The organism is Streptomyces olivaceoviridis (assembly GCF_014650115.1).
In the GTDB taxonomy this organism is placed as follows: domain Bacteria; phylum Actinomycetota; class Actinomycetes; order Streptomycetales; family Streptomycetaceae; genus Streptomyces; species Streptomyces olivaceoviridis.
In genome coordinates, this window is sequence record NZ_BMUI01000027.1 from 1 (window position 1) to 25,559 (window position 25,559).

28 protein-coding genes and 2 tRNA genes are annotated in these 25,559 nt (G+C 73.9%); 14 read left to right on the forward strand and 16 right to left on the reverse strand.

Annotation, left to right across the window (positions count from 1 at the left end; all coding sequences use genetic code 11):
* Positions 1-240: 240 nt before the first annotated feature.
* The 6 genes from IE273_RS34640 to IE273_RS34665 all read left to right on the forward strand — a co-directional run bounded on the left by IE273_RS34640 (position 241) and on the right by IE273_RS34665 (position 5,373).
* Complete coding sequence (locus tag IE273_RS34640) at positions 241-1,434, forward strand: glycine C-acetyltransferase (RefSeq protein WP_014676227.1); 1,194 nt, start codon at positions 241-243, stop codon at positions 1,432-1,434.
* 30 nt (positions 1,435-1,464) lie between these two features.
* On the forward strand, positions 1,465-2,367 hold the full coding sequence (locus IE273_RS34645) for a LysR family transcriptional regulator (RefSeq protein ID WP_189819091.1): 903 nt from the start codon (positions 1,465-1,467) through the stop codon (positions 2,365-2,367).
* 46 nt (positions 2,368-2,413) lie between these two features.
* Positions 2,414-2,980, forward strand: coding sequence for a helix-turn-helix domain-containing protein (locus IE273_RS34650; protein ID WP_189819092.1), 567 nt, complete (start codon positions 2,414-2,416; stop codon positions 2,978-2,980).
* A 26-nt stretch (positions 2,981-3,006) separates the two neighbouring features.
* Entirely contained in the window at positions 3,007-3,522 is a 516-nt protein-coding gene (locus tag IE273_RS34655) for a GNAT family N-acetyltransferase (RefSeq protein WP_189819093.1), read from the forward strand.
* A 74-nt stretch (positions 3,523-3,596) separates the two neighbouring features.
* Positions 3,597-3,956: an MmcQ/YjbR family DNA-binding protein gene (locus IE273_RS34660; RefSeq protein ID WP_189819094.1), complete on the forward strand. Its 360-nt coding sequence runs from the start codon at positions 3,597-3,599 to the stop codon at positions 3,954-3,956.
* 124 nt (positions 3,957-4,080) lie between these two features.
* Positions 4,081-5,373 carry an MFS transporter gene (locus IE273_RS34665; protein WP_189819095.1) on the forward strand — a complete coding sequence of 431 codons (1,293 nt, stop codon included), beginning with the start codon at positions 4,081-4,083 and terminating at the stop codon, positions 5,371-5,373.
* A 550-nt stretch (positions 5,374-5,923) separates the two neighbouring features.
* Here IE273_RS34665 and IE273_RS34670 read toward each other — a convergent pair.
* The gene (locus tag IE273_RS34670) at positions 5,924-6,847 is read right to left on the reverse strand and encodes a transketolase family protein (protein WP_189819096.1); all 924 of its coding nucleotides are present in this window, start codon (positions 6,845-6,847) and stop codon (positions 5,924-5,926) included.
* Positions 6,848-6,869: 22 nt separating this feature from the next.
* Positions 6,870-7,577, reverse strand: a complete 708-nt coding sequence (locus IE273_RS34675; RefSeq protein ID WP_189819097.1) for a thiamine pyrophosphate-binding protein — start codon at positions 7,575-7,577, stop codon at positions 6,870-6,872.
* Between the two features lie 124 nt (positions 7,578-7,701).
* On the opposite strand from IE273_RS34675, the gene IE273_RS34680 reads away from it, so the two are divergent.
* Positions 7,702-7,775, forward strand: a tRNA-Pro gene (locus IE273_RS34680).
* Positions 7,776-7,827: 52 nt separating this feature from the next.
* Here IE273_RS34680 and IE273_RS34685 read toward each other — a convergent pair.
* The 5 genes from IE273_RS34685 to IE273_RS34705 all read right to left on the reverse strand — a co-directional run bounded on the left by IE273_RS34685 (position 7,828) and on the right by IE273_RS34705 (position 12,265).
* Positions 7,828-8,202, reverse strand: coding sequence for a hypothetical protein (locus IE273_RS34685; RefSeq protein ID WP_189819098.1), 375 nt, complete (start codon positions 8,200-8,202; stop codon positions 7,828-7,830).
* Between the two features lie 85 nt (positions 8,203-8,287).
* Positions 8,288-8,815 carry an NUDIX hydrolase family protein gene (locus IE273_RS34690; RefSeq protein ID WP_189819176.1) on the reverse strand — a complete coding sequence of 176 codons (528 nt, stop codon included), beginning with the start codon at positions 8,813-8,815 and terminating at the stop codon, positions 8,288-8,290.
* 16 nt (positions 8,816-8,831) lie between these two features.
* On the reverse strand, positions 8,832-10,007 hold the full coding sequence (locus IE273_RS34695; RefSeq protein WP_189819099.1) for an amidohydrolase family protein: 1,176 nt from the start codon (positions 10,005-10,007) through the stop codon (positions 8,832-8,834).
* A gap of 2 nt (positions 10,008-10,009) precedes the next feature.
* The gene (locus IE273_RS34700; RefSeq protein ID WP_189819100.1) at positions 10,010-11,413 is read right to left on the reverse strand and encodes a type I glutamate--ammonia ligase; all 1,404 of its coding nucleotides are present in this window, start codon (positions 11,411-11,413) and stop codon (positions 10,010-10,012) included.
* 39 nt (positions 11,414-11,452) lie between these two features.
* Complete coding sequence (locus IE273_RS34705; protein WP_189819101.1) at positions 11,453-12,265, reverse strand: SAM-dependent methyltransferase; 813 nt, start codon at positions 12,263-12,265, stop codon at positions 11,453-11,455.
* Positions 12,266-12,484: 219 nt separating this feature from the next.
* Here IE273_RS34705 and IE273_RS34710 point away from each other — a divergent pair, with 219 nt between their 5' ends.
* Positions 12,485-13,267 (forward strand): Cof-type HAD-IIB family hydrolase, encoded by a 783-nt coding sequence (locus tag IE273_RS34710; protein ID WP_189819102.1) that lies wholly within the window; start codon positions 12,485-12,487, stop codon positions 13,265-13,267.
* On the opposite strand, the gene IE273_RS34715 is transcribed toward IE273_RS34710, so the two are convergent.
* The 5 genes from IE273_RS34715 to IE273_RS34735 all read right to left on the reverse strand — a co-directional run bounded on the left by IE273_RS34715 (position 13,257) and on the right by IE273_RS34735 (position 16,545).
* A complete protein-coding gene (locus IE273_RS34715; RefSeq protein WP_189819103.1) occupies positions 13,257-14,069 on the reverse strand; it encodes an SAM-dependent methyltransferase in 813 nt (270 codons plus the stop codon). The two genes, IE273_RS34710 and IE273_RS34715, sit on opposite strands and share 11 nt — an antisense overlap.
* Positions 14,070-14,121: 52 nt before the next feature.
* Positions 14,122-14,769: an HhH-GDP family DNA glycosylase gene (locus IE273_RS34720; protein ID WP_189819104.1), complete on the reverse strand. Its 648-nt coding sequence runs from the start codon at positions 14,767-14,769 to the stop codon at positions 14,122-14,124.
* Positions 14,770-14,782: 13 nt separating this feature from the next.
* Complete coding sequence (locus tag IE273_RS34725; RefSeq protein WP_189819105.1) at positions 14,783-15,127, reverse strand: DUF3140 domain-containing protein; 345 nt, start codon at positions 15,125-15,127, stop codon at positions 14,783-14,785.
* Between the two features lie 32 nt (positions 15,128-15,159).
* On the reverse strand, positions 15,160-15,651 hold the full coding sequence (locus IE273_RS34730; RefSeq protein WP_189819106.1) for a Dps family protein: 492 nt from the start codon (positions 15,649-15,651) through the stop codon (positions 15,160-15,162).
* Positions 15,652-15,735: 84 nt separating this feature from the next.
* Positions 15,736-16,545, reverse strand: a complete 810-nt coding sequence (locus IE273_RS34735) for an alpha/beta hydrolase (protein ID WP_189819107.1) — start codon at positions 16,543-16,545, stop codon at positions 15,736-15,738.
* A gap of 163 nt (positions 16,546-16,708) precedes the next feature.
* Here IE273_RS34735 and IE273_RS34740 point away from each other — a divergent pair, with 163 nt between their 5' ends.
* From IE273_RS34740 to IE273_RS34750, 3 genes are all read left to right on the forward strand, one after another.
* The gene (locus tag IE273_RS34740) at positions 16,709-17,896 is read left to right on the forward strand and encodes a thiolase family protein (RefSeq protein ID WP_189819108.1); all 1,188 of its coding nucleotides are present in this window, start codon (positions 16,709-16,711) and stop codon (positions 17,894-17,896) included.
* Between the two features lie 73 nt (positions 17,897-17,969).
* The gene (locus tag IE273_RS34745) at positions 17,970-19,481 is read left to right on the forward strand and encodes a long-chain-fatty-acid--CoA ligase (RefSeq protein ID WP_189819109.1); all 1,512 of its coding nucleotides are present in this window, start codon (positions 17,970-17,972) and stop codon (positions 19,479-19,481) included.
* Positions 19,482-19,565: 84 nt separating this feature from the next.
* Entirely contained in the window at positions 19,566-20,339 is a 774-nt protein-coding gene (locus IE273_RS34750) for a sulfite exporter TauE/SafE family protein (RefSeq protein WP_189819177.1), read from the forward strand.
* Positions 20,340-20,355: 16 nt separating this feature from the next.
* On the opposite strand, the gene IE273_RS34755 is transcribed toward IE273_RS34750, so the two are convergent.
* Positions 20,356-21,144 (reverse strand): HAD-IIA family hydrolase, encoded by a 789-nt coding sequence (locus tag IE273_RS34755; protein WP_373309438.1) that lies wholly within the window; start codon positions 21,142-21,144, stop codon positions 20,356-20,358.
* A gap of 60 nt (positions 21,145-21,204) precedes the next feature.
* On the opposite strand from IE273_RS34755, the gene IE273_RS34760 reads away from it, so the two are divergent.
* Positions 21,205-21,951, forward strand: coding sequence for a cobalt-precorrin-6A reductase (locus tag IE273_RS34760; RefSeq protein WP_189819110.1), 747 nt, complete (start codon positions 21,205-21,207; stop codon positions 21,949-21,951).
* A 292-nt stretch (positions 21,952-22,243) separates the two neighbouring features.
* On the opposite strand, the gene cobF is transcribed toward IE273_RS34760, so the two are convergent.
* Both cobF and IE273_RS34770 read right to left on the reverse strand, forming a co-directional pair.
* Positions 22,244-23,056, reverse strand: coding sequence for a precorrin-6A synthase (deacetylating) (gene cobF / locus IE273_RS34765; protein WP_189819111.1), 813 nt, complete (start codon positions 23,054-23,056; stop codon positions 22,244-22,246).
* A gap of 107 nt (positions 23,057-23,163) precedes the next feature.
* Positions 23,164-23,670 carry a DUF309 domain-containing protein gene (locus IE273_RS34770; protein WP_189819112.1) on the reverse strand — a complete coding sequence of 169 codons (507 nt, stop codon included), beginning with the start codon at positions 23,668-23,670 and terminating at the stop codon, positions 23,164-23,166.
* Positions 23,671-23,774: 104 nt separating this feature from the next.
* Between IE273_RS34770 and IE273_RS34775 the strand changes: the two genes are divergently transcribed.
* Both IE273_RS34775 and IE273_RS34780 read left to right on the forward strand, forming a co-directional pair.
* A tRNA-Pro gene (locus tag IE273_RS34775) sits at positions 23,775-23,848 on the forward strand.
* A gap of 274 nt (positions 23,849-24,122) precedes the next feature.
* Positions 24,123-25,139, forward strand: coding sequence for a zinc-dependent alcohol dehydrogenase family protein (locus tag IE273_RS34780; protein ID WP_189819113.1), 1,017 nt, complete (start codon positions 24,123-24,125; stop codon positions 25,137-25,139).
* A gap of 91 nt (positions 25,140-25,230) precedes the next feature.
* Here the strand turns inward: IE273_RS34780 and IE273_RS34785 are convergent, their stop codons facing one another.
* Positions 25,231-25,401: a hypothetical protein gene (locus IE273_RS34785; protein WP_189819114.1), complete on the reverse strand. Its 171-nt coding sequence runs from the start codon at positions 25,399-25,401 to the stop codon at positions 25,231-25,233.
* Between the last annotated feature and the right edge of the window lie 158 nt (positions 25,402-25,559).

Genomic DNA, 25,559 nt, shown 5'->3' on the forward strand with positions numbered 1-25,559 from the left:
CGGTCACCTCCGCCATCCCGTCGCGCGTTCACAGCCCAGCAGACGACCTCGCCGACGTTGCCCTACGCAGCGATCGAGTCGCATCTCCCAATTGGCGGTCGAGTCGTCGCGGGGCTCCGGGTGGCCAAGCTCCTTGAGCCATCTGACGGTCTCACCCTCATCAGCCATGCCCAGAGCCCCTGGGTCCCACTGATCTTACGAATGATCATTTCGAACCCATCAGAAAGGTAGGGCACCCTCATGTTCGACACCGTCCGCGACGACCTGCGCGCCACCCTCGACGAGATCCGCGCCGCCGGCCTGCACAAGCCCGAGCGGGTCATCGGCACCCCGCAGTCCGCGACCGTGAACGTCACCGCCGGAGGCCGCCCCGGCGAGGTCCTCAACTTCTGCGCCAACAACTACCTCGGCCTCGCCGACCACCCCGACGTGATCGCCGCCGCCCACGAGGCCCTGGACCGCTGGGGCTACGGCATGGCCTCCGTCCGCTTCATCTGCGGCACCCAGGAGGTGCACAAGGAGCTGGAGGCCCGGCTGTCGGCGTTCCTCGGCCAGGAGGACACGATCCTGTACTCCTCCTGCTTCGACGCCAACGGCGGTGTCTTCGAGACCCTGCTCGGCGAGGAGGACGCGGTGATCTCCGACGCCCTCAACCACGCCTCCATCATCGACGGCATCCGGCTGTCCAAGGCCCGCCGCTTCCGCTACGCCAACCGCGACCTCGCGGACCTGGAGGCCAAGCTCAAGGAGGCGTCCGACGCCCGCCGCCGCCTGATCGTCACCGACGGCGTGTTCTCCATGGACGGCTACGTGGCGCCCCTGGCCGAGATCTGCGACCTCGCCGACCGCTACGACGCGATGGTCATGGTCGACGACTCGCACGCCGTCGGCTTCGTCGGCCCGACCGGCCGCGGCACCCCCGAGCTGCACGGCGTCATGGACCGCGTCGACATCATCACCGGCACCCTCGGCAAGGCCCTCGGCGGCGCCTCCGGCGGTTACGTCGCCGCCCGCGCCGAGATCGTCGCCCTGCTGCGCCAGCGCTCCCGCCCCTACCTGTTCTCCAACACGCTCGCCCCGGTGATCGCGGCAGCCTCCCTGAAGGTCCTCGACCTGCTGGAGTCCGCCGACGACCTGCGCGTCCGGCTCGCCGAGAACACCGCGCTGTTCCGCCGCCGGATGACCGAGGAGGGCTTCGACATCCTCCCCGGCGACCACGCCATCGCCCCCGTCATGATCGGTGACGCGGCCGAGGCGGCCCGGATGGCCGAGCTGCTGCTGGAGCGCGGGGTCTACGTGATCGGTTTCTCCTACCCGGTCGTGCCGCAGGGCCAGGCCCGCATCCGCGTCCAGCTGTCCGCCGCGCACTCCACGGCCGACGTCAACCGCGCGGTCGACGCGTTCGTCGCGGCGCGCGCCGAGCTGGCGGCCTGACCAGGGCGGACGCCCTGGGATAATGGGGGCATGATCGAGGCACGGCGGCTCCACATCCTCCGTGCGGTGGCCGACCACCGCACGGTCACCGCGGCTGCCGCCGCGCTCTACCTCACCCCCTCCGCCGTCTCGCAGCAGCTGACGGCCCTGGAGCAGGAGACGGGCCACCGCCTGGTCGAGCGCGGCGCCAAGGGCGTACGGCTCACCCCGGCGGGCGAGATCCTGCTCAGCCACACCAACGTGGTCCTCGCCCAGCTGGAGCGGGCCGAGGCCGAGCTGGCCGCCTACGGCTCGGGCGAGGCGGGCACGGTCACCGTGGCCGCCTTCGCGACCGGCATCGCCCAGGTCGTGGCCCCGGCCGTGGCCCGCCTCGCCCACCACGCGCCGGGCATAAAGATCCGTGTGCAGGACGCGGAGGGCGACGCCAGCCTGCCGATGGTCCTGGACCGGCAGGTCGACGTCGCGGTCGCCGTCGAGTACCGGGGCGCGCCGGCCGCCGACGACCCCCGCCTGACCCACGTCCCGCTCTACGCCGAGCCGTTCGACGCCGTCGTACCCCTCGGGCACCGCCTGGCGGACGCCCCCGAGGTCCCCCTCGCCGAACTGGCCAAGGACCCCTGGATCGGGCCGTACCCCGGCAACCCCTGCCATGACGTGGTCGTCCTCGCCTGCGAGAGCGCCGGCTTCCAGCCGCGCCTGGAGCACTCCTCCGACGACTTCCGGGCCGTCGTCGCGCTCGCGTCGGCCGACGCGGGCGTGGCCCTCGTCCCGCGCTCCGCGCTGCGCGGCATGGACCTCACCGGCGTGGTCGTCCGGCCCGTCGACGGTGTCGCCCCGACCCGCCGGGTCTTCGCCGCCGTCCGCCGGGGCGCCGAAGGGCACCCGCTGATCCGCCCGGTGCTGGAGGCGCTCGGCGAGGCGGCGCAGGCGTGAGGCGTCCGTAACAGGGGCGTCTCATATCCGGGATAGCGTCCCGGACATGAGAAACGAGGACGCTGTCGATCTCCTCATCGGCGCCCGGCTCGCCGAACTGCGCGCCCAGCACGGCTGGTCCCTCGGCGAGCTGGCGGAGCGCAGCGGGGTCAGCCGGTCCACCCTGTCGCGCGCCGAACGCGCGGAGACCAGCCCCACCGCCGCCCTCCTGAACCGGCTCTGCCACGTCTACGGCCGCACCATGTCCCAGCTGCTCAGCGAGGTCGAGGCGGCACCGGCCCCGCTGGTCCGGGCCGCCGACCAGCAGGTGTGGGAGGACCGCGCCTCCGGCTTCGTGCGCCGGTCGGTGTCCCCGCCGCACACCGGACTGCGCGGCGAACTGGTCGAGGGCCGGCTCACCCCGGGCGCGGACATCGCCTACGACCGCCCGCCCCTGCCCGGCCTGGAACAGCACCTCTGGCTGCTGGACGGAGCCCTGGAGGTGACCGTGGGGGACCGGGCGCACCGGCTCGGCGCGGGGGACTGCCTGCGGATGCGGGTGACCGGCGCGACCCGCTTCCGCTGCGCCGGTCCGGGCGAGGCGCGGTACGTGCTGGCGGTGGTACGGCCATGAGGGCTCGCGGGGATGCGGAGACGAGGGTGGAGCGCTGGGACGGCACCCGAGTGCGCGACCGGGCCGACGACTTGGCGGCGCTGCTGGCCGACACCGTGGCCTCGGGCGCCTCCGTCGGCTTCCTCGCGCCGCTCGGCCACGCGGAGGCGGTCGCCTGGTGGCGGGAGCGGGCGGAGGCCGCGGCGGCGGGACGGCTCGCCGTCTGGGCGGCCCTGGACCCCAGGGACCGGGTGACCGGCACGGTCGGCCTGGCCTGTCCCGACAAGCCGAACAGCCGGCACCGCGCGGAGCTGGTCAAGCTGATGGTGCACCGCTGCGCGCGCGGACAGGGAATCGGCCGCCGGCTCCTCACCACGGCCGAACAGGCCGCCGCGGCCGACGGCCGCACCCTGCTCCACCTCGACACCGAGACGGGCAGCCCTGCCGAGGACCTGTACCGCTCGGCCGGCTGGACCAGGGCCGGGACCATCCCCGACTACGCGGCGAGCCCGGCGGGCGTGTTGCGGCCGACGACGCTGTATTACAAGCGGCTCGGAGGATGACGGTCGGCGGGTGCGGCTGGGAGGAGGACGGCTGGGGCGGGTGACTGTCAGTGGCAGGGGCTACCGTGCGTGGCATGCCGGATGCACACGACGTACGCCGAATCGCCCTGTCCCTGCCGGACACGACGGAGAAGATCGCCTGGAGCATGCCCACGTTCCGGGTCGGCGGGAAGATGTTCGCGACCCTCCCCGAGGACGAGACGTCCCTCGCCGTGCGCTGCCCCAAGGAGGAGCGCGACGAACTGGTGCTGGCCGAGCCGGAGAAGTTCTGGATCGCCGGCCACGAGGCGCAGTTCGCCTGGGTGAGAGCCAGACTCGCCGCCCTGGAGGACATCGAGGAGCTGCGGGACATCCTGGCCGACTCCTGGCGCCAGGCCGCACCGCCCCGACTCCTCGACGCCCACCCGGAGCTGGGGCTTCCGGCCGGGGGCTGAAAAGCCCGGCGGGCGCGGCCGGGGGGTGGCATGATCCCGCCTCGGCGGGCAGGGAGCGGCCGAGACACGGACGGGGAACGGTACGGGCGGGGGAGCGGCCCGGTCGGGGAGGGGAGTGCTGGGGATGACCGGAACGGACGCGCGGCGGGAAGTCGTCGGCCAGGGGGTACGGGAGGCGGCGGCCGGTGCCCCGGCGGTCTGGTCGCGGGACTTCGCGCTCTTCTTCACGGCCCGGGCCGTCGCCCGCCTCGGCGACACCATGCTGCCCGTCGCCCTCGCCGCCGGCCTGCTGGAACACGGGTACGGCGCGGGCGCGGTCGGCCTCGCCATGGCCTCCACGGCCGCCGCGTTCGCGGGACTGGTCGTCTTCGGCGGGGTCATCGCCGACCGGTTCAGCACCCGCAGGCTGATGATCGGCGCCGACCTCGTCCGGCTCGGCACCCAGTCCCTCGCCGCGGGCCTGTTCTTCACCGGGCACGTGGTGCTGTGGCAGATCTGCGCCATCGGCGTCGTCAACGGGGTGGCCGGCGCGGTCTTCCAGCCCGGCGTGGCCAGCACCGTGCCCCGCCTCGCCACCGACATCCAGGGCGCCAACGGCGCCATCCGCATCGCCGAGTCCGCCGCCCAGCTCGCCGGTCCCGCCGTCGCCGGCGTCCTGGTGGGCCTCGCCTCGCCCGGCGGGGTCTTCGCCGCGCACGCCGCCACCTACGCGCTCAGCGCCCTGTGCCTGCTGCTGCTCCGGCTGCGCCCGCTCCCCGTCGCCGCCCGCGCCGCCGCGGGGTCCGCCCTGCGCGCCTTCCGCACCGATCTCGTCGACGGCTGGCGGGAGTTCCGCTCCCGGGCCTGGCTGTGGGGGGTGATCGCCGTCTGGTGCCTCTACATGATCGCCGTTTGGGGCCCCACCGTGCCGCTGGTGGCCACCGAGGTCGTCCGGCACCACGGCCCCGGCGCCTACGGCCTGGTCAACTCGGCCCTCGGCGCGGGCACGGTGGTCGGCGGCCTGCTCGCCCTGCGGCTGCGCCCCCGCCGCATGCTCCGCGCGGGCGCGCTCTCCCTCTTCGCCTTCTTCGGCTTCCCCGCGACCGTCGGGGCGGGCCTCGGCGTGCCGGCCATGGCGGCCGGGGCCGCGGTCGCCGGCGCCGGGATGTCGTTCTGGGGCGTGATGTGGGCGACCACCGTGCAGACCCAGGTTCCGGCCGACGTCCTCAACCGCATCCACGCCTACGACGTGGCCGGCTCCCTCGCCATGATGCCGGTCGGCCAGGCCCTCGCGGGCCCGGCGGCCGGATCCCTGGGCGCCGGCCACGTCCTGCTGACCGCGGCGGCGGTGAGCCTGGCGGTGGCCGCCATCCTGCTGGCGATCCCCCCGATACGCGACTTGACCCGGGCCGACGCGACGGCGTCCGCCGCAGTGTGAGCAAGAGGGCCGGGCACGCCCCTGGTCCGTGCCGACGCGACCGTCCTCCACGGGAACGCGGGTGCGCGGGCCGGGCGCGCTCCGCGCGAGCCACCACCGTGCCGACCGCGCTCCGCGTACGCGGCCGGACGTGTCCTGGCCCGGCCCGAGTCGCGCCTCCGCCGGCCCCGAGCGCGGGGGCCCGCCTGGGTGCGGGGGTCGGCGTGATCTGGCGGGGACGGCCGCGACCGCACTCGCCGTACCGCCGCGCGAGCGGGCTCGCCCGCGACCCGTCCAGGCCGACAGGCCCACCGTCGCACCGTGACCGTGAGCATGAGGGCGCGACGTGCCCGTGCCGACGGGGCTACCTCCGCCCGAGCCTGAGCGCGGGGCTTCAGCCGTGTCCTGGTCCGGGTCGACGGGACCGTCTGCGCCGGACCTTGAGTGCGAGGCTTCAGGCGTGGCGCCGATGGGACCGCCTCCTCGCCGGCCCTTGCACGTGCGGCTTCGTCGGCGGCCTGGGCCGTGGGTGCCGGCCTGGCCCCCTCCGCCACGCCCCCCGCGTCGGTGCTCACCCGCGTTCCGCCGTCACCCGGCTCGCGTTCATGAAGTGCCCGATCCGTTCCCGCAAGGTCGCCGCGTCCAGGCCGTGGGCGGCCACATGGTCCTCGACCGTCCCGTAGCGGCGCAGTTCGCGGCGGGCGACGCCGAGGCCGAGCACCCGGTGCGGGACATCGGCCAGTGCCTCGCTCACCGCGGCCGTCGACGTCCCGGTCAGGTACGGCTCGACCAGCACGACGTCGGTGCCCGCCGCCTGAGTCGCCCGGCGCAGCCCGGCCGCGTCGAACGGTCGTACGGTCGTCGCGTACAGCACGGTCACGTCCAGGCCCTCCGTCGCCGCGAGGACCGCGTCCAGCATCGGGCCCACGGCGACGACCACCCCCGAGCGGCCCTCGCGGACGGTGACGAAGTGCCGGCCGTCGATGACCCGCCCCTGCCGGTTGGACTGCACGGACAGCCGCACGTACACCCGGTCGTCGCCCGCCGCGACCGCGTGGCGCAGCAGTGTCTCGGCCTCGTCCGGGTGTCCGGGCACATGTACGGTCCAGCCGTCCAGCGTGTCGAGGAGGGCCACGTCGCCCGGGGCCATGTGCGTGAAGCCGCCGGCCGGCCAGTCGAAGGAGGCGGCGGCACTCACCAGCACCGCGCCCGTGCCCTGGTGTCCCAGGTCCAGCTTGACCTGCTCGAACGGCCGCTCGACGAGGAAGCTGGCGAAGGTGTGCACGATCGGCCGCAGCCCGGTGAGCGCCAGCCCCGCCGCCGCGCCGACCAGCAGCTGTTCGCGGATGCCGACGTTGATCACCCGGTCGGGGTGCCGGCGCTCGGCCTCGCGGAACCCGTCCCGGCCGATCTCGGCGAGGACGACCGCGACCCGGGGGTCCTCCTCCAGCAGCCGGGAGACGACGGGGGCGAAACGGTCACGCATGGTGTCCATCGAAAAGACCCTTTCCGGGAAGTCAGGCGTTCTTCGGCTCGACGCGGGCCACGACGACATGCGGCCGGCCGGGATGCGGCGCGGTGAACGCGGCGTACAGCGCCTCGTGGTCGCGCCCGTCGACGGTCACGGCGGACCAGCCCGCGGCCTCGAACCGGGCGGCGATCCCGCCGGGCAGCGCGTGGCTGGCGGAGGAGTTGTCGATCACGACGGTGTGCAGCCGGTCCAGCCCGGCGGGCCCCGCGAAGGCGATCGCCTCGTGGTTGCTGCCCTCGTCGAGCTCGGCGTCGCCGATCAGGACCCAGACCGCCGGATCGGGCCGGCCCTGCGCCCGCAGGCCCAGCGCGGTGCCCACGGCGATCGGCAGCCCGTGCCCGAGCGAGCCGCTGCCGATCTCGGCCCCCGGCACCAGCACACGGTCCGGGTGGTGCCCGAGCGGGGAGTCGTAGGACCCGAAGCCCGGCAGCCACTCGACGGGCACGAACCCCTTCGCGGCCAGCACGGCGTAGTACGCCATGGGCCCGTGCCCCTTGCTCAGCAGGAAGCGGTCCCGGGCCGGGTCGTCCCGCCGCTCCGGAGCGACCCGGAGCACCCGGTCGTAGAGCACCCACAGCACGTCGAGCGTGGACGTGGCGGCCGGTCCGTGCTTCTCGTCGCCGGTCATGAGCCCCATCAGCCGGGGCAGGTCGTCGTAGCCGTACGTACGGTTCTGGTCCGTTGCGGTCGTCATGCCGACGATCGTGCAACCTCAAGCAAACTTGAGGTCAACCGGGAAAGGGGCGCGCGACCACCGAGCCGAGTGCGGTATTGTTTCCCTGCGCGTTCGGCCGGGGAAACCCCAGGTCAAACGGCACCGGGACGTGGCGCAGCTTGGTAGCGCACTTGACTGGGGGTCAAGGGGTCGCAGGTTCAAATCCTGTCGTCCCGACTTGTGAGAGTCGCCGGTGAGGGCCGGTTCCGGAGACATCCGGGACCGGCCCTCAAACGTTCGAGCGGTTCTTTCCACCGCTCAGGAAGCCGCCTTGGCGCCCTTGGTCGCGTCGATCACCTGTCCCGCCGAACGTCGCCTGGCCTGCGTGGATGACGTCGGCCGAGCCCTTTTCCATGGCCATCCGGCCCTTGCAGTTCTTCTGGGTGTCGACGTGGAAGTCGACCGTCAGGGGCTGCCCTTCCGCGGACACTTCGCCGGCCATGCGCAGCGATGCCGCGTTCCGGGTGGCGGTCACCGCCTTGGCGGCCACCTGGTCCGCGCTCTGCCCCTTGAACGGCTGATCCGACGATTCGTCGTCCGAGCATCCCGCGGCGCCTATGGCGGCGGTCGCGCAGATCACGGAAGCGGCCAACGTGCGGCTCACAGACATGGAAAACCCTTCCCGGGAATTGTGGAATAGTCGCTTCCTCTTTCTGGGCCGGGCGGATCGGGGCGCCGGTGACGGTCGCTCAGAAGGCCAGCCCCACGTGCGCCAGCGCCTGCTTCAGCAGCACCCCGTGCCCGCCCGGCATCTCGTTCTGCACCGCCGGCGAGGCGGCCTCCTGGGGGCTGAACCAGACGAGGTCCAGCGCGTCCTGGCGGGGCCGGCAGTCGCCGGTCACCGGCACGACGTAGGCCAGCGACACCGCGTGCTGGCGCGGGTCGTGGTACGGCGTGATGCCGGCCGTCGGGAAGTACTCCGCGACCGTGAACGGCTGGAGCGAGGCGGGGACGCGCGGCAGGGCGACCGGGCCGAGGTCCTTCTCCAGGTGGCGCAGCAGCGCGTCGCGGACCCGCTCGTGGTGCAGCACCCGGCCGGAGACCAGGGTCCGGCTGACCGTGCCGTCCGGGCCGATGCGCAGCAGCAGCCCGATACTGGTGACTTCACCGCTGTCGTCCACGCGCACGGGCACGGCCTCGACGTACAGGATCGGCATCCGGGCCCTGGCCATTTCCAACTCGTCCGTGGTCAGCCAGCCGGGCGTGGTCTCGGTCATGTCAGACATTGCTTGATCATACTTTCCGGGTGGGGCGCCCGCTGGAATCGCGGGCCGGTTCGGATACGGGCGGTCCGTACAGTCGGCGGGCGTTGTCGCGGCCCGTCCAGGCCGCGATCCGCAGGGCGTCGGCAAGACTGAACTCGTCGGCGTCCACGCGCTCTTGCAGCAGATCGGCGAGGCCCTGCCGGAAGCACAGGGCACCCAGGTGGTGGAACTCGGACACACCATAGGCGTCGGAGCTGTACAGCAGTTTGCGGAACGGGGTGATCTCCAGCGCCTCCTCCAGCACCGCCCGGCACCGGGCCGGGCCGGTGTAGTGCAGGGCGAGTCCGACGTCCAGGTACACCTGCTCGAACACCGCGGCCAGATAGGCGGCCTGGCGGTGGTACGGCCAGCAGTGCAACAGCAGCACCGGGATCGTGCCGGCGGTCCGGTGCAGCCAGTCGGTGAGCAGGGCGGGGTCCGCGCGGTGCAGCCGTACGTCCGCGTCGCCGAAGCCGGTGTGCAGTTGCAGCGGAAGTCCCAGCTCCACGGCGGTCCACAGCAGGTGCCGGACCAGGACCGGGTCCGTGAGGCGTCCGCCCCGCGCCAGCCAGTGCCGGGCGGCCTCCGTCACCTCGGCCCCGGCCGGGCGCTCCGGGTCCAGGGCGAAACCCGTGCGGTAGGCCGCGACCGACTTCACCGCCACCACGCCCGGCCGCCGTACGGCCTCCTCGGCGGCGGTGCGGAACACGGCCGCGTACTCGCCCGCCTCCACGCCCCGCGCCGCCACCGATTCCGCGATCCGCTCCAGCCGTACGACCTCGCAGGCGGCGGTGCCGGCGGCCGACGCCAGTTCGGCGGGGCTGGTGACGGGGTGCGGGGCGTAGCCGGTGTCCACGCAGAACACCCCGGCTCCGGCCGCTGTCAGGAAGCGGCGGTTGACCTCCCGCCAGCCCAGCTCGGCACGCCGGGCCACGTAGTCGGCGGGCGGCGCGTGCCGGGGGAGGTCCAGCAGGGGCGCGCAGTGGCGGCGGACGGCCAGGCCGACCGGGCTGTCGAACGGCGAGACGTCCGGCCAGGCCGCGCCCTCGGTGAGCAGGGACGCGAACTGAGTGCCGCTCAGGTCGGCCGTGACGGCGCCGTGGCAGTGGTGGTCGACGAGCGGCAGCGCGGCGAGGGCCTCGTGGACCGGTCCGGGGGCGGCCATGGTCAGTACGTCCAGCGGTAGGCCGCCGCCACCTGGTCGGGGCCGAGTCCGTCGACGGCCGCCGCCTCGCCGAGCCGTACGGCGATCACCGCGTCCGCGAGGACCGGGCCGAGCGCGGCCCGCGGCACCGGGTCCGCGCGGAACTCCTCCACCGCCTCCGGCAGCGACCGCGGCAGCCGCCGCACGCCCAGGGCCGCCGCCTCGTCGGGGCCGTGGCGGGCCGGATCGCCGGTGATCTCGTCGGGCAGCGTGCGGGCCGCCGTGACGCCGTCGAGCCCGGCGGCGATCACACAGCCGAGGGCGAGATACGGGTTGGCGGCCAGGTCGACGGGCTTGACCTCCATGTTGGCGTCCTGGTCGTGGCGGCCCGCCGTGCCCGTGATCATCCGCAGGGCGGCCTCGCGGGTCTCACGGCCCCAGGCGGTGAAGACACCGGCCCACTGGGAGGGCTTCAGCCGCAGGTAGCTGGCCGGGCTGGGGGCGGTGACCGCCGTCAGGGCCGGGAGGTGGGCGAGGACCCCGGCCGCGAAGGACTCCGCCTCGGCCGTCATGCCGTACCGGCGCTCGCCGCCGGCGTGCAGGTTGACGCCGTCGCGCCAGCAGGACAGGTGCAGGTGGCCGCCGTTGCCGACGCCCTCGGCGGACACCGCGGGCGCGAACGACACCCGCAGACCGTGCCGCCGGCCCACCGCCCGGATCGTCTGCCGGACCAGCACACTGAGGTCGGCCGCCGCCACCGGATCCCGGGCGCCCACCGAGATCTCGAACTGTCCGGGCGCGTACTCGGGGTGCAGCTGGTCGACGTCCACGCCCTGCGCGGCGCACGCGGCCAGCAGATCGGCGGTGTAGTCGCTCAGCCCGACCTGCCGGATCGCGCCGTACGCCGGGCCGGAGACGGCCGGTACGAACTCCCCGGCGGGCGCCGAGCCCAGCCCGACGGACCACTCGATCTCGATCGCCGCCTTGAAGGCGAGGCCGTGCCGTTCGGCTGCGCCGGTGACGATCCGGCGCAGGAAGGTCCGGGCACAGCCGGGGTGCCGGGCGCCCTCCTGGGTGATCCGGTCCACCGGCGCCCACGCCCAGCCGGGCTGCCCGGCCAGCGCCACCAGCCGGTCCAGGTCCGGGTAGAGCCTGAGGTCGCCGTCGGGGGAGCCGAGTACGTCGGTGGTGACGATCGAGTCGTGGGCGAGGAAGGTGTCGAACACCGGGGACATGCCGACGCCCCACGACACGGCCGCCTCCAGCCGCCCGGTGGGGATCGTCTTCACCCGGCAGACGCCCGCGGTGTCCACGTACGCCAGCACGATGCCGCGCACGCCCTGCGCGGCCAGGTCGGCGGTGAGGCCGGCGACCCGGCGCAGGTCGCCGGGACGGCCGCCGGGCACGGGGTCGGCGAAAGTCGTCATGCGTCCTCCTCGGCGGGCCCGGCCCGCGCGCGGCCGGGGTCAGGGTTTCACGGCCACCGCGCCGAACTGCGGCACCGGTGCGGCGGACGCCGACTCGGCGCGCCACTGCGAGCACGGCACCAGTCCCGGCTCCACCAGGTCCAGGCCCTCCAGGAACCCGGCGATCTCGGCGCGGCCGCGGGCGGTGATCGGCGGGGTGGCGTGCGCGTTCCAGAACTCCATGGCGGCCACGTTGCCCTCGCCGCCCACGTCACGGTCGTACGTCGGGTGGGTGAGGACCAGGTGGCTGCCGGCGGGCACCGCCGCCATCAGCCGGCGCACGATGTCCCGGGCCTCGTCGGTGTCCAGCACGAAGTTGAGGATGCCCAGCATCAGCACCGCCACCGGCCGGGTCAGGTCCAGGGTCTCGGCGGCCCGTCGCAGGATGCCGTCCGGGTCGTGCGCGTCGGCGTCGACGTAGTCCGTGACGCCCTCCGGGGAGCTGGTGAGCAGCGAGCGGGCGTGCACGAGCACGATCGGGTCGTTGTCGACGTACACGATCCGGGACTCGGGGGCGATCCGCTGCGCTATCTCGTGCGTGTTGTCGGCCGTCGGCAGGCCGGTGCCGATGTCGAGGAACTGCCGGATGCCCCGCTCGGCGGCCAGGAAGCGCACCGCCCGTCCCAGGAACTCCCGGTCCGCGCGCGCCACCGCCCGGATCACCGGGAACATGCCGGCGATGTGATCGCCCACGCGCTGGTCGACCTCGTAGTGGTCCTTGCCGCCGATCCAGTAGTTCCAGACCCGGGCGTTGTGCGCCACGCTGGTGTCCAGCCGTGCCGATCCGGCCCCCGGGGAGTCGACCTCGCTCACCTGTCCGCCCTTCTCACGTGCGGTTCTCCGCCGTCATTGTGCCCCCCGGTGATCGCGCTGTCCCGGGAAACGGGCACAGTGGGCGGTTCCGGGCAGCCGTGCGCCCCGCTCCCCCCGCGGTTCCGGGCAGCCGTGCGCCCCGGCCCCGGGCGGTTCCGGGTCCCCGAGACGCATGAGGAACACTGGACCGGTATCCCCGCCCCCGACCGGAAGCAGGACATGCCCGCCACGCCCACGCCCCTCCTCGACGCCTCCGGCCTGCCCGCCGGCCCCGCCGACATCCGGCTGATCGTCACCGACATGGACGGCACGCTGCTGGACGACGCCAAGCGGATCCCCGACGGGCTGTGGCCGATGCTCGCCGAACTGCGCCGCCGCGGGGTGCTGTTCAGCCCGGCGAGCGGACGCCAGTACGCCACCCTCTTCCGGCAGTTCGAGGAGGTCGCCGAGGGCATGGTCTTCATCGCGGAGAACGGCACGTACGTGGTCCGCGACGGCGCGGTCGTCTGCGGCAAGCGGGCGGCGTACGTCGAGCGGACCGACGAGGCGTTCCTGGCGGAGGTGCGCAAGTACTACGTCGAGCACCGGATCGTCGAGGACGTCACCGCCGTGGACGACGAGATGATCAAGGTGGCGCTGTTCGACTTCGGGTCCGCCGAGCACACCACCGCCCCGGCCCTCGCCGAGTTCGCCGCGACCCACCAGGTCGTCGTCTCCGGCGAGCACTGGGTGGACGTGATGAACCGCACCGCCGACAAGGGCACCGCCCTGCGCGGCCTCCAGCGGGCGCTCGGCATCACGCCCGCCCAGACCATGGTGTTCGGCGACTACCTGAACGACCTGGAGATGCTCGACGCCGCCGAGTGGTCCTTCGCCATGGCGGGCGCCCACCCCGAGGTGATCCGGCGGGCCCGCCACCTGGCCCCGTCCAACAACGACGACGGCGTACTGCGGACCGTCGCCCGTGTGCTGGACCTGCCCTACGACGGCGTCAGGGCTTGACCGCGACCCCGCCGTACAGCGAGATCGGCCCGTCGGGCGCTTCCTCGGGCCGCCACTCGGCCACCGACACGATCCCGGGCTCCAGCAGCCGGAGTCCCTCGAAGAAGGTGCCCACGCCGGCCCGCGAACGCGCCACCAGGGTGGCCCCGCCGGCCGCGTAGGCCGCGATGCCCCGCTGGACGTTCTCCGGTTCGAAGTCGGCGGTCATGGTGGACAGCACCAGACAGCTGCCCGGCGCCAGCGCGCCGACCAGGGTGTCCACCAGGTCGTGGGCGCCGTCCTCGTCGGCGATGAAGTGGAGCAGGGCGATGAGGGAGAGGGCCACCGGGCGGTCGAGGTCCAGGACGCGGGCGGCCTCGACGAGGATCGCGTGCGGATCGCGGGCGTCGGCCTGCACGTACTCGGTCACGCCCTGCGGGGTGCCGCGCAGCAGCGCGCTCGCGTGGGCCAGCACGATGGGGTCGTTGTCCACGTACACCACGCGGGCGTCGGGGGCCACGGACTGGGCGATCCGGTGCAGGTTCGGCTCGGTCGGTATGCCGGTGCCGACGTCCAGGAACTGGCGGATCCCCCGCTCCGTGGCCAGCATCCGCGTGCCGCGGCGCATGAACGCCCGGTTCGCGCGGGCGGCCTTCGGGGCGCCCCCGTCGATCGCAGCGATCCGCCGGCCCCGTTCCTCGTCGACCGGGTAGTTGTCCTTGCCGCCGAGGAACCAGTCGTACACCCGGGCCGGATGCGGCCGGGTCGTGTCGATGCCGTCCTGGATCCGCGGGCCTGTCCCCGTGACGTGCCGCTCCTCCACCCGTCAGGCCCCGGTGGTCACTCCGGGACGTGCGGGGAGCAGTCTGACACGATCAAGCGGCCCGGCGCAGACAGTCTTCGGCCACCTGTTCGTCGAGCGCCGCCCGGACCAACGCGGCGGCCAGGACGGCTGGTTGGGTGTCCCCGGCCAGCTCGGTCAGCTTCTCCGGGTCCTTCGGCAGGCCGAGCCGCCCGGCCCCGGACAGCGCCTTGCCGTCCAGGTAGGGGGCGACGTCCGGCCACACCCGCTGCGCCTCGCGCAGGAAGATGTCGGCGCCGGCCGGTCCGATGCCCGGCTCCTCCTGGAGCAGCCGCTTCAACTCGCCGGCGTCGCCCTCCGCCTCCCGGTGCAGCCGGCGCAGGTCGCCGCCCCAGCGCTCGGTCAGCAGCTCGGCGCCGTCGCCGAGCTGGGTCGCGGTGCGCTCGTCGTACCGGCGGTAGCCGCCCCGGCCGAGCGCGTCCACCCGCCGCTGCCAGTCGGCCTCGGCCATCCGGCGGGGGCTGTCCAGGTGGTCCTCGTGCAGGGCCCGGGCGGCGGCCACCGCGACGGAGGCCCGGATCCGGGCGCTGAGCAGCAGGGACAGCACGAGCAGCCGGTACAGCGGCTGCGGGGTGTCCTTCAGGCGGATGCCCGCCTCCTCGGCGTACGTCCGCCCGTACTCGGACACCAGCTCGCGCACGACCCGTTCGTCCCGGTCCATGGTGCGGCTCCGGCTAGGGCTTGAGCGGGTCGTGGCCCAGCGTCATCAGCCGGTGCCTGCGCCGGGTGTCCTCCGGTGTCCTCTCCGGCTCGGGTTCGTTCTCCAGCTCGACGAGGTCACCGACCGTGTCGACGACCTTGTGCATGACCCGGACGTCGTCGTCGGTGAGGTCGGTACGGCGCTTCTGGAGGATGGCGAGGACGTGCTGCCCGGTGGGCGTGCCCGCCTCCTCCGGCAGTGGTTCCGTCTCCTCGCCGGCGTCCCGGACCTTCAGCCAGGCCGCGAGTTCCGCGGAGGTCATGTTCACCACGCGGTGGAAGTCCTCCCACAGCGCCTCGATCTCCAGTGCGTCGGCCATGGGTCTCCCCCTTCCGTGCGGGAGTGGGTGTACTAGCGGGCGGCGCCGTCGCGCGGGTGGTTCTCGGCCTCGAACATCCAGCGCTGCTTCTCCAGGTCGGCGGTGACGGAGATCAGCAGGTCCTGGGTGACCGGGTCGGCCTTCTCGGTCGCCTCGATCCGCTCGCGCAGCCGGCTGATGGCCGCCTCCAGCGCCGACACCATCAGCGCCACGGCCTCGGTGTCGCGCAGCCAGCCGTCCTTGGCGCCCGGCAGCGCGAAGGTCGCGGCGATGGTCTCCGGCCGGCCGTCCGGCGGCACGCCCAGCGCGGCGGCACGCTCGGCCACCGTGTCCGAGTGGCTCCGGGCCGTGGCGACCAGCTCGTCGAGCTGGAGGTGGATCGACCGGAACCGCGGGCCCACGACGTTCCAGTGCGCCTGCTTGCCGATCAACGACAGCCCGAGCAGGTCCACCAGGGTCTCCTGAAGGGCGGTTCCGGTGACGCCGAGCGCCTCTTCGGGCAGCGTGCTCTTGACCACGGTCATGGTCCGTATATCCCCTTTCGGCAACTGTTCACGGTCAGGTCCGACAGGACGGGTGCCCGCTGCGTGGGGGAGCAAACCGGCTGATCAGCGGGGCAGTACCCGGTCCAGGAAGGCCAGCAGCTCCGCGAAGACGTCCTCCTTGCACGTCTCGTGGAACACCTCGTGCCGCGCCCCCGGGAAGATCCGCCCGGTCAGCCGGCCGCCGCTCAGCCGCTCCACGCCGACGCGGCTCCCGGGCAGCGGCACCAGCCGGTCGTCGTCGCCGTGCAGCCACAGCAGCGGCAGTGCGCCGACGTCACCGCCCCGGGCGACGGTGTCCAGCGTCCGGGCGAACGCCTCCAGGGTCGGCCGCTTCATGGGCCCGTGCCAGACCAGCGGATCGGCCGCGTACGCGGCGCCCACGGCCGGGTCCCGGGAGAGCGCGGACGGGCTGATCGGGATGTCCGGGATCTCCTCCAGGGCCAGCAGCCGCCCCGGCAGTTCCCAGGCGCCGATCACCGGGCCGGACAGGACCAGGGCGCTCAGTCCGTCGCCGTACCGCTGGGCGTAGCGGGCCGCGATCAGCCCGCCCATGGAGTGGCCCACCAGGACCAGCGGCAGGCCGGAGTGCGCGGCGCGGGCCGAGTCCGCCACCGTGTGCACGTCCGTGACGACGTCCTCGAAGTCCTCGATCACCACCCGCTCCCCGGCGGAGCGGCCGTGGCCGGTGTGGTCCGGCGCGTACACGGCGGCGCCGTAGCCGGTGAGCCGGGCGGCGAGTTCCGCGTACCGGCCGGCGTGCTCGCCGTACCCGTGCACCAGGAGGGCCAGGCAGCGGGGGGCCGGGTGCGGCCACTCCCGTACGGCGAGGGCTCCGTGCGTGCCGTCGAGGACGTGCTCGCGGACGTGGGACATCTCTCCTCCAGCTGCCTCGGGGAAGGTCCTGGGGATCTTCCCAGTGGGGCGGTCGACGGTCTATAGTCCAAAACTAGCAGTGCTAATTAAGCTGCCGGGCAGCGAAAGAGGCTGTCGCGAGGTCCGTGCTGATCCACAGCGTCGTAGGTCAGGAGTCCCAGCCGTGCGTCCCGTCCACTTCGCGGCCGCCCGCCGCACCCCCATCGGCAAGCTGCGCGGAGCCCTCTCCCCGGTCCGCCCCGACGACCTGGCCGCGACCGTCATCCGCCACCTGGTGGCCGGCGTGCCCGCGCTCGACCCCGCCCGGATCGACGACGTCTACTGGGGCGCCGCCAACCAGGCCGGCGAGGACAACCGCAACGTCGCCCGCATGGCCGCCCTGCTCGCCGGACTGCCCGACTCCGTGCCCGGCGCCACTGTCAACCGGCTGTGCGCCTCCGGACTCGAAGCGGTCACCACCGCCGCCCGGACCATCGCCGCCGGGGAGGCCGACATCGTGATCGCCGGCGGCTCCGAGTCCATGAGCCGCGCCCCCTTCGTCCTGCCCCGCCCCGACGAGGCCCTGCCGCAGCGCATCGAGACCCACGACACCCGGCTCGGCTGGCGGCTGGTCAACCCCGCCATGAGGGAACTGCACGGCCTGCTCTCCATGGGCGAGACCGCCGAGGAGGTCGCCGCGCGGTACGGCATCCCGCGCGAGCGCCAGGACGAGTTCGCCCTGCGCAGCCACCGGCTCGCCGCCGCCGCGCGCGACAAGGGCCACTTCGACGACGAACTCCTGCCCGTCGAGCGCCCCGACGGCGTCGTGGTCGAGCGGGACGAGTGCGTCCGCGAGGACACCTCGCTGGAGAAACTGTCCCGGCTGAAGCCGGTCTTCCGCGCGGACGGCACCGTCACCGCCGGCAACGCCTCGCCGATGAACGACGGCGCGGCCGGCCTGCTGCTGGTCAGCGAGGAGGCCCTGAACGAGCTGGGGCTGGAGTCCCTCGGACGCTACATCGCGGGCGCCTCCGCCGGTGTCCACCCCGACGTGATGGGCCTCGGCCCGGTCCCCGCCACCCGCAAGGCGCTGGCCCGGGCCGGGTGGGAGACCGGCGACGTCCAGGAGGCCGAGTTCAACGAGGCGTTCGCCGCGCAGGCACTCGCGTGCGTCGACCAACTGGGCATCGACCCCGACCTGGTCAACCCCACGGGCGGCGCCATCGCCCTCGGCCACCCCCTCGGCTGCTCCGGCGCCCGCATCCTCACCACCCTGCTGCACCGGATGCGCCGCACGGGCGCGCAGCGGGGGCTCGCGACGATGTGCGTGGGCGTGGGGCAGGGGAGCGCGGTGCTGGTCGAGAGGCACTAGAGCTACCTCAACGGGGGCTCCCCGCAAGGGCATCCGGTACACGAGCCGCAGCAAGGAAACGGAGCAGCACTCCATGGCCACCCTGTCCGTCGCCGCCATCCTCGCCGAGAACGCCCGGCGCCGCCCCGGCAAGACCGCCCTCGTCGAAGGCGACCTGCGGCTCACCTTCGCCGACGCGTGGCGGCGCGCGCTGGCCCAGGCGGGCGCGCTCACCGCTCTCGGCGTACGGCCCGGCGACCGGGTCGCCCTCATGGCCCCCAACACCGCCGAGTTCCCGGTGGCGTACTACGCCATCGCCGCCGCGGGCGGGGTCGTCGTCCCCGTGCACCTGCTGCTCTCCGCCGGCGAGGTCGAGCACGTGCTGCGCGACAGCGGGGCCACCCTGCTGCTGGTCCACCCCGCCCAGGCGGAGACCGGCACGGCCGCCGCACGCGCGACGGGCGTCCGGGCGCTCACCCTCGGCACGGAGTTCGAGAAGCTCGCGGCCGACGCCGAGGCCCTCGCGTCGTACGTCACCCGCGCCGCCGACGACCCCGCGGTGATCTTCTACACCAGCGGTACGACCGGTGTCCCCAAGGGCGCCGTGCTCAGCCACTTCAACCTGGTGATGAACGCGACCGTCAACGCCTTCGACGCCAACGACATCCGCTCCGGCGACATCGCCCTCGGCGCGCTGCCGCTGTTCCACGCCTTCGGCCAGACCGTCTCGCTCAACTCCACCTGGCGGGCCGGCGCCACGCTCGTGCTGCTGCCCCGCTTCGACGCGGCCCGCGCCATCGACCTGATGGTGCGCGAGGGCGTGAACACCTTCCACGGCGTGCCCACCATGTTCGTCGCCCTCGCGGCGGCTGCCGCGGACGCGGAGCGGCTCCCGGTGCTGCGCGTGTGCGTCTCCGGCGGGGCCTCGCTCCCGGTCGCCGTGCTGGAGCGGTTCGAGGCGGCCTTCGGCGCGCAGATCCACGAGGGGTACGGGCTGTCGGAGACCTCGCCGACCGCCGCCGTCAACCAGCCGGTGTTCGGCACGAAGGCCGGCACCATCGGCCACCCGCTGTGGGGCATCGACGTGGAGATCGCCCGCGCCGAGACGGAGGGCCGGATCGAGCTGCTGCCGCCCGGTGAGGTGGGCGAGGTCGTCATCCGCGGCCACAACGTCTTCTCCGGCTACCTCGGCCGCCCCGAGGCCACCGCCGAGGCCCTGGTGGACGGCTGGTTCCGCACCGGCGACCTCGGTACCAAGGACGACGAGGGCTTCCTGCGGATCGTCGACCGGAAGAAGGACGTCATCATCCGCGGCGGCTACAACGTCTACCCGAGGGAGGTCGAGGAGGTCCTCATGCGTCACCCCGACATCGCCCAGGTCGCCGTCATCGGCCTGCCCGACGACCTGCACGGCGAGGAGGTGTGCGCGGTCGTCGTCCCGGCGCCGGGCACCGCGCCGGACGCCGCCGCGCTCACCGAGTGGTCCAAGGAGCACCTGGGCCGGCACAAGTACCCGCGGCGGGTGGAGTTCGCGGACGCGCTGCCGCTCGGACCGAGCATGAAGGTGCTCAAGCGGGAACTGCGGGCGCGGTACACGGGCCGTTAGGCGCCGGCCCGCCGTCGTACCAGGACCGACCGGCGAGACGCCGCTTACGCCCCACCCATGCGTGTGCATAGCATCGGTTCCTCCATGAACACGATGACGCTCTGGCACATATCCGGCTGGGGGTTCGCGGCGCTCGCCTTCGCGGCCCTGCTCGTCGGCTTCTCCAAGACGGCCGTCAGCGGGGCCAACACGGTCAGTCTCGCGATCTTCGCGGCGATCCTGCCCGCCCGCGCCTCCACCGGCGTACTGCTGCCCGTCCTGATCGCCGGCGACGTGCTCGCCGTCCTCACCTACCGGCGGCACGCCCACTGGCCCACGCTGTGGCGGCTGTTCCCGGCGGTGGCGGCGGGCGTGGTCGCCGGCACGCTGTTCCTGGTCTGGGCCGACGACGGGGTCGTACGGGCCTCGATCGGCGCGATCCTGCTGCTGATGGCCGGGGTCACGCTGTGGCGCCGGCGGACGGCCGGCATCCCGGAGGACCCGGACCAGGTCGGCACCCGGGCGGGCCGCGCCAAGGCCCGCTCGTACGGGGTGCTCGGCGGGTTCACGACGATGGTCGCCAACGCCGGCGGGCCGGTGATGTCGATGTACCTGCTGTCCGCGGGTTTCCGCAAGCTCGGCTTCCTGGGCACCTCCGCGTTCTTCTTCCTCATCGTGAACGTCTCGAAGGTGCCGTTCAGCGCCGGTCTGGGCCTGATCGACGGGCACTCGCTGCTCCTCGACGCCGCGCTGGTGGTGTTCGTGGTGCCCGGCGCGTTCCTCGGGAAGTGGGCTGTGCACCGGATCAACCAGCGACTCTTCGAACAACTCGTCATCGCGGCGACGATCGTGGGCGGCCTGCAACTGCTGCTCCGCTAGGCCCTGCGCCCAACGGCTACCGCGCCGGCCCCAGCAGCGCCGGGACGTCCGCGAAGGAGTCCAGGACATGGTCGGGGGTGCCGCTCGCCTCCTCGTGCGTCTCCGGCCGGTACTTGCCCGTCCTCACCAGCACCCCGGTCAGCCCGGCCCGCTGCGCCGCGAGCACGTCCGACTCGATGTCGTCGCCGACCATCAGCGCCCGCTCGGCGTCCACTCCCAGCCGGGCGAGCGCCGCCCCGAAGAACGCCGGGGACGGCTTGCCCGTGACCTCGGCCTCCACGCGCGCCGCCCGCTCCAGCCCCAGCAGGAACGCGCCCGAGTCCAGTTGCAGCCCGGCGTCGGTGCGCCAGTACAGGTTGCGGTGCATGGCGACCAGCCGCGCGCCCCGCTGCAACTCGCCGAACGCCCGGTTGAGCGCCGCGTAGTCGAACCCCGGCCCGGCGCCGCCGACCACGACCACGTCGGCGCCCTCCTCGACCAGCGTGACGTCACCCAGGTCCGCCGCGATGTCCCCGCTGTTGAGCAGCAGGCACCGGGCGCCCGGATGGTGCTCGGCGAGATGGGCGGCGGTGACGGCGGGCGCGGTCAGCACGTCCTGCGCGCCCACCTCGAAACCGGCCTCCGACAGCGTCCCGGCGATCGACGCCCGGGTCCGGGAGGTCGTGTTCGTCACCAGCGCCACGCCGAACCCGGCCGCGCGGATGCCGCGCAGCGCCTCCACCGCACCGGGCAGCGGCTTCCAGGACACGGTGAGGACCCCGTCGATGTCGATCAGGACGGCACGCACGGACGCCAAGGACTCCATGGCCCGACGGTAGCGACCCGGCCGGCGCACCGGCCCGTACGACCTCGTACCCTCACCCCTATGCCCGCCCACGTCCTGGTCCTCGGCGGCACCACCGAGGCCCGCCGCCTCGCCGCCGACCTCGCGGCCCGGCCCGGGGTACGGGTCACCACCTCGCTCGCCGGCCGGGTCGCCCGGCCCGGGGCGCTGCCCGGAGAGGTACGGACCGGTGGCTTCGGCGGCCCGGAGGGCCTCGCCGACTGGCTGCGCGCGCACCGGGTGGACGCCCTCGTGGACGCCACCCACCCCTTCGCCGAGTCGATCACGGACCACGCGGCCCGTGCGGCGCGGGCCACGGGCGTCCCCGCCGTCGTCCTGCGCCGTCCCGGCTGGCGGCCGGGGTCCGGCGACCGCTGGTACGACGTCCCGTCCCTGGCCGCAGCCGCAGCGGCCCTGCCCGGCCTCGGCCGCCGGGTGTTCCTCACCACCGGCCGCCTCGGGCTCGCGGCCTTCGCCCACCTCACGGACCTGCGCTTCCTCGTCCGCTCCGTCGACCCGCCCGAGCCCCCGCTGCCCCCGGACACCGCCGTCGTCCTGGCCCGGGGCCCCTTCACGGTCACCGGGGAGACGGAGCTCCTGCGCGCCCACCGGATCGACGTCCTGGTCACCAAGGACAGCGGCGGCGAGGCGACGGCCGCGAAGCTGACGGCGGCACGCGAGCTGGGCCTGCCCGTGGTCGTCGTACGCCGCCCCGCCCTGCCGGCCGGCGTGACCGCCGTACCGGACGTGGCGGGCGCCCTGGAACGGCTGGGCTTCGGCCCGGCCTGACGAAGACGGCCCGGAGCCGGTCGAGCACGCGCAGCACCTCGTCCCGGTTCCCGGCGCTCTTCATCCAGAGGGGAGACGGGCGACGAGGACGTCTTCCGGCCGGTGTCGCACCAAGGGGCGCACCGGCACCGAGTCGAGGAAGTCGGCCTCGGTGCCGCGCGGATCGCGGAAGCGAAGGGGCGTGGCGGACACGCACCGGGTATCACGGCGTCCCACCCCGGCCCGCAGCTGACGCCAGCGTGCTGCTCCGTCCCACCGCCCGGCCGGCCCGCGCCCGCCTCCGGCCGGTGTGTCAGTCCCGCCCGTCCCGCGACGGGCGCCGGCGCAACAGGTACGTGTCCATGATCCAGCCCTTGCGCTCCCGTGCCTCGGCCCGCAGCCGCTCGATGCGTGGAGCGGCCTCGGCGATCGGCCCGGAGACGAGGATCTCGTCCGGCGTGCCTATGTAGGCACCCCAGTAGATGTCCATGTCCTCCTCGGCGTACCGCCGGAAGACCTGGTGCGCGTCGAGCATCACGACCACGTCGTCGACGCCCTCCGGGAACCCCTCGGCCAGCCGCCGCCCGGTGGTGATCTGCACCGGCCGGGCGACCCGGTTCAGTCCCGTGCGATGCCGGGCGACCAGCGCGGAGACACTGCTGACGCCGGGCACCACGTCGTACGTGAACGCCACCGCGCCCCGCTCCAGCACCTCCTCCAGGATGCCCAGCGTGCTGTCGTACAGCGCCGGGTCCCCCCAGACCAGGAAGGCGCCCGTGCCGTCCTCGTCCAGCTCCTCGGCGATCAGCCGCTCGTAGATCCCGGCGCGGGCACTGCGCCAGTCCCCGACGGCCGGGGAGTAGGCCGACCCGCCCGCGGTCCGGTCCCGCTCCGGGTCACTGGCCTCCACCACCCGGTACGCCCCCTCGGGCAGGTGCGCGTCCAGCATGTCCCGGCGGAGCTGGGTGAGATCGCTCTTCACCTCGCCCTTGTCGAGCAGGAAGAACACGTCCGTGCTCCGCAGCGCCTTGACCGCCTGGAGCGTCAGCTGGTCGGGGTCGCCCGCGCCGATACCGATGACATGAATCTTTCGCACGCCCCGAGTCTGCCGCATCCCGCCGACCATCCGTCCACCGCCTCCGCACAGCCTGCGACGACGGCCTGCTCGGCGCTGCGGGAGGCAGTGGGCCCGCCGGGCCCGTCGGAGGGGGTGCGGCTCCGGGGCGTCGGCGGTCACGGCCCCAGGCGCGGTGCCTCGGTCTCGGCGTCGACCGGTGCCGAGCCGTCCTCCACCCGTCCCGCCAGCTCCCGGGCCCAGCGGGCGAGGCCCGGCAGGTCCAGTCCGTACGGGCGGTCCTCGCCGCGTTCGGCCGCCCACTCCTCGACCGCGCCGGCGCCCCGCCGCAACAGCCGCGCCCCGCCGACGGCGTTCCCGCGGGCCGCGTGGGTGAGGCCCACCGCCAGCTGGGCCAGCCCCCGCCACAGCGCGCGCTCCTCCCGCGGACCCGACTTCCAGGCGTCCTCGAACACCTCGTGCGCGTGGAACGGCCGCCCCGAGGCCAGCAGCGCCCGCGCCTCGGCGACCGTGTCCTCCGGCGTCCGCAGGACCCCCTCCGGCTGCCGCGGGACGCCCTCGGTGCCGTACGGCAGCGGGCGTCCCAGCCCGTCCCGGGGCCGCGCGTTCCGCGCCCGCCCGGCCACGTCCCGGTCCCTGGCATCCGATGCGCCCGCGTTCGTCATACCGCCGATTGTCCCTCGCACCGCCGGGCCTCCTTCGGCGCACCCCCGGGCGTGGGGTAAAGTGCTGTCCGCACGATCACGCGGGGCACCGCGCGTGAGTGCGACGGGACGTGGCGCAGCTTGGTAGCGCACTTGACTGGGGGTCAAGGGGTCGCAGGTTCAAATCCTGTCGTCCCGACTTTGTGGGAGTCACAGGTCAGGGCCGGTTTCGGAAGCATCCGAGACCGGCCCTGACCTGTGTGTGGAGACCGGTCGGGGAGCCTGGCCGGCGCTCTGGGGGGCCGGGGGCGTCGAACCCCGCGTGGCATCGACCGCGTGCAGGGGTACCCGGCCGGGCAGCGCGTGAAGGACGACGACGCCTGGAGGCGTCCCCGATCCGTGCCGCACCCGGCCACGGCGGCCCGCGAGCCGCCCCGAGCCCCTCCCCCCGCGAAACGTAAGGACTTCCCCCCATGCACGGAGCAGTGATCCACGCCCCCGGAGACGTGCGCTTCGAGACCCTGGACGACCCGGAGATCCTGGAGCCGACGGACGCGATCATCCGTACGGCCGTCACCTGTGTGTGCGGCACCGACCTCTGGCCCTGGCGCGGCCTGGACGCGACCGGCGAGGCCCACCCCATGGGGCACGAGTACGTCGGCTTCGTCGAGGCGGTCGGCGGCGAGGTCACCTCGGTCGAGCCCGGCCAGTTCGCCGTCGGCTCGTTCGCGACCTCGGACAACACCTGCGCCAACTGCCGCAACGGATGGCAGTCCAACTGCGTGAACCGCGAGTTCATGACCACCTGCCAGGCCGAGTACGTGCGCATCCCCAACGCCCAGGGCACCCTGGTCGCCACCGAGGAGGTGCCGGGCGAGGAGTTCTGGCCCGGCCTGCTGGCCGTCTCCGACGTGATGGGCACCGGCTGGTACGCCGCCGAGGCCGCCGAGGTCAGGCCCGGCTCCACGGCCGTGGTGGTCGGTGACGGCGCGGTCGGGCTGTGCGGGGTGATCGCCGCGAGGGAGATGGGCGCCGAGCGGATCATCGCCATGAGCCGGCACGAGTCCCGCCAGGAACTGGCCCGGGAGTTCGGCGCCACCGACATCGTCACCGAGCGCGGCGAGGACGGCGTCGCCCGGATCAAGGAGATGACCGACGGGATCGGCGTGGACTCGGTCCTGGAGTGCGTCGGCACCGGCCAGGCCATGCGGCAGGCCCTGCACTCGGCCCGGCCCGGCGGCAACGTCGGCTTCGTCGGCCTCCCGCACGAGGTGGCGATCGACGGGGAGGAGCTGTTCTTCACCCACGTCGGCCTGCGCGGCGGCCCCGCCCCCGTACGCCGCTACCTGCCCGACCTGATCGACCGCGTCCTGTCGGGCCGGATCGACCCGGGCAAGGTCTTCGACCTCACCCTGCCCCTGGAGCAGGTCGAGGAGGGCTACCGGGCCATGGACGAGCGCCGCGCCGTCAAGGCCCTCCTCACGCCCTGACCCACGCCATGGACGCGTCGGCGCCGAGGAGTACGGCGCCGACCAGGGGTACGCCGCCGGCCCGGCCGCCGAGCCGGGCCGGCGGACCGGTTCACTGCTCTTCCTCCTGCCTCGGGTGCACGAGGCGGGGCGCGATTCCGTGGGCTGGGGGGACGGCGGCGTCGTCGGTCTCGGGAAGGGGGAACAGGAGTTCTTCGAGCGCCGGTGTGATGAAGAGGAACGCGATCATCAGGACGGGCACGAGCAGGGCAATCAGGATCACAGCACCTCCCGGAGGTCGGTCTGTGGCACCTGGTTGGGCCGCTCCCAGCATGCGCCCGAACGGCGTAACGCGCATGTCGTCCCGCCGCGGGCCTGCGACGTGCGGGTTCTCTCCGGACGCGGGGGCGTGCCCGCGTGGACGACCTGCCGTGCCGACAT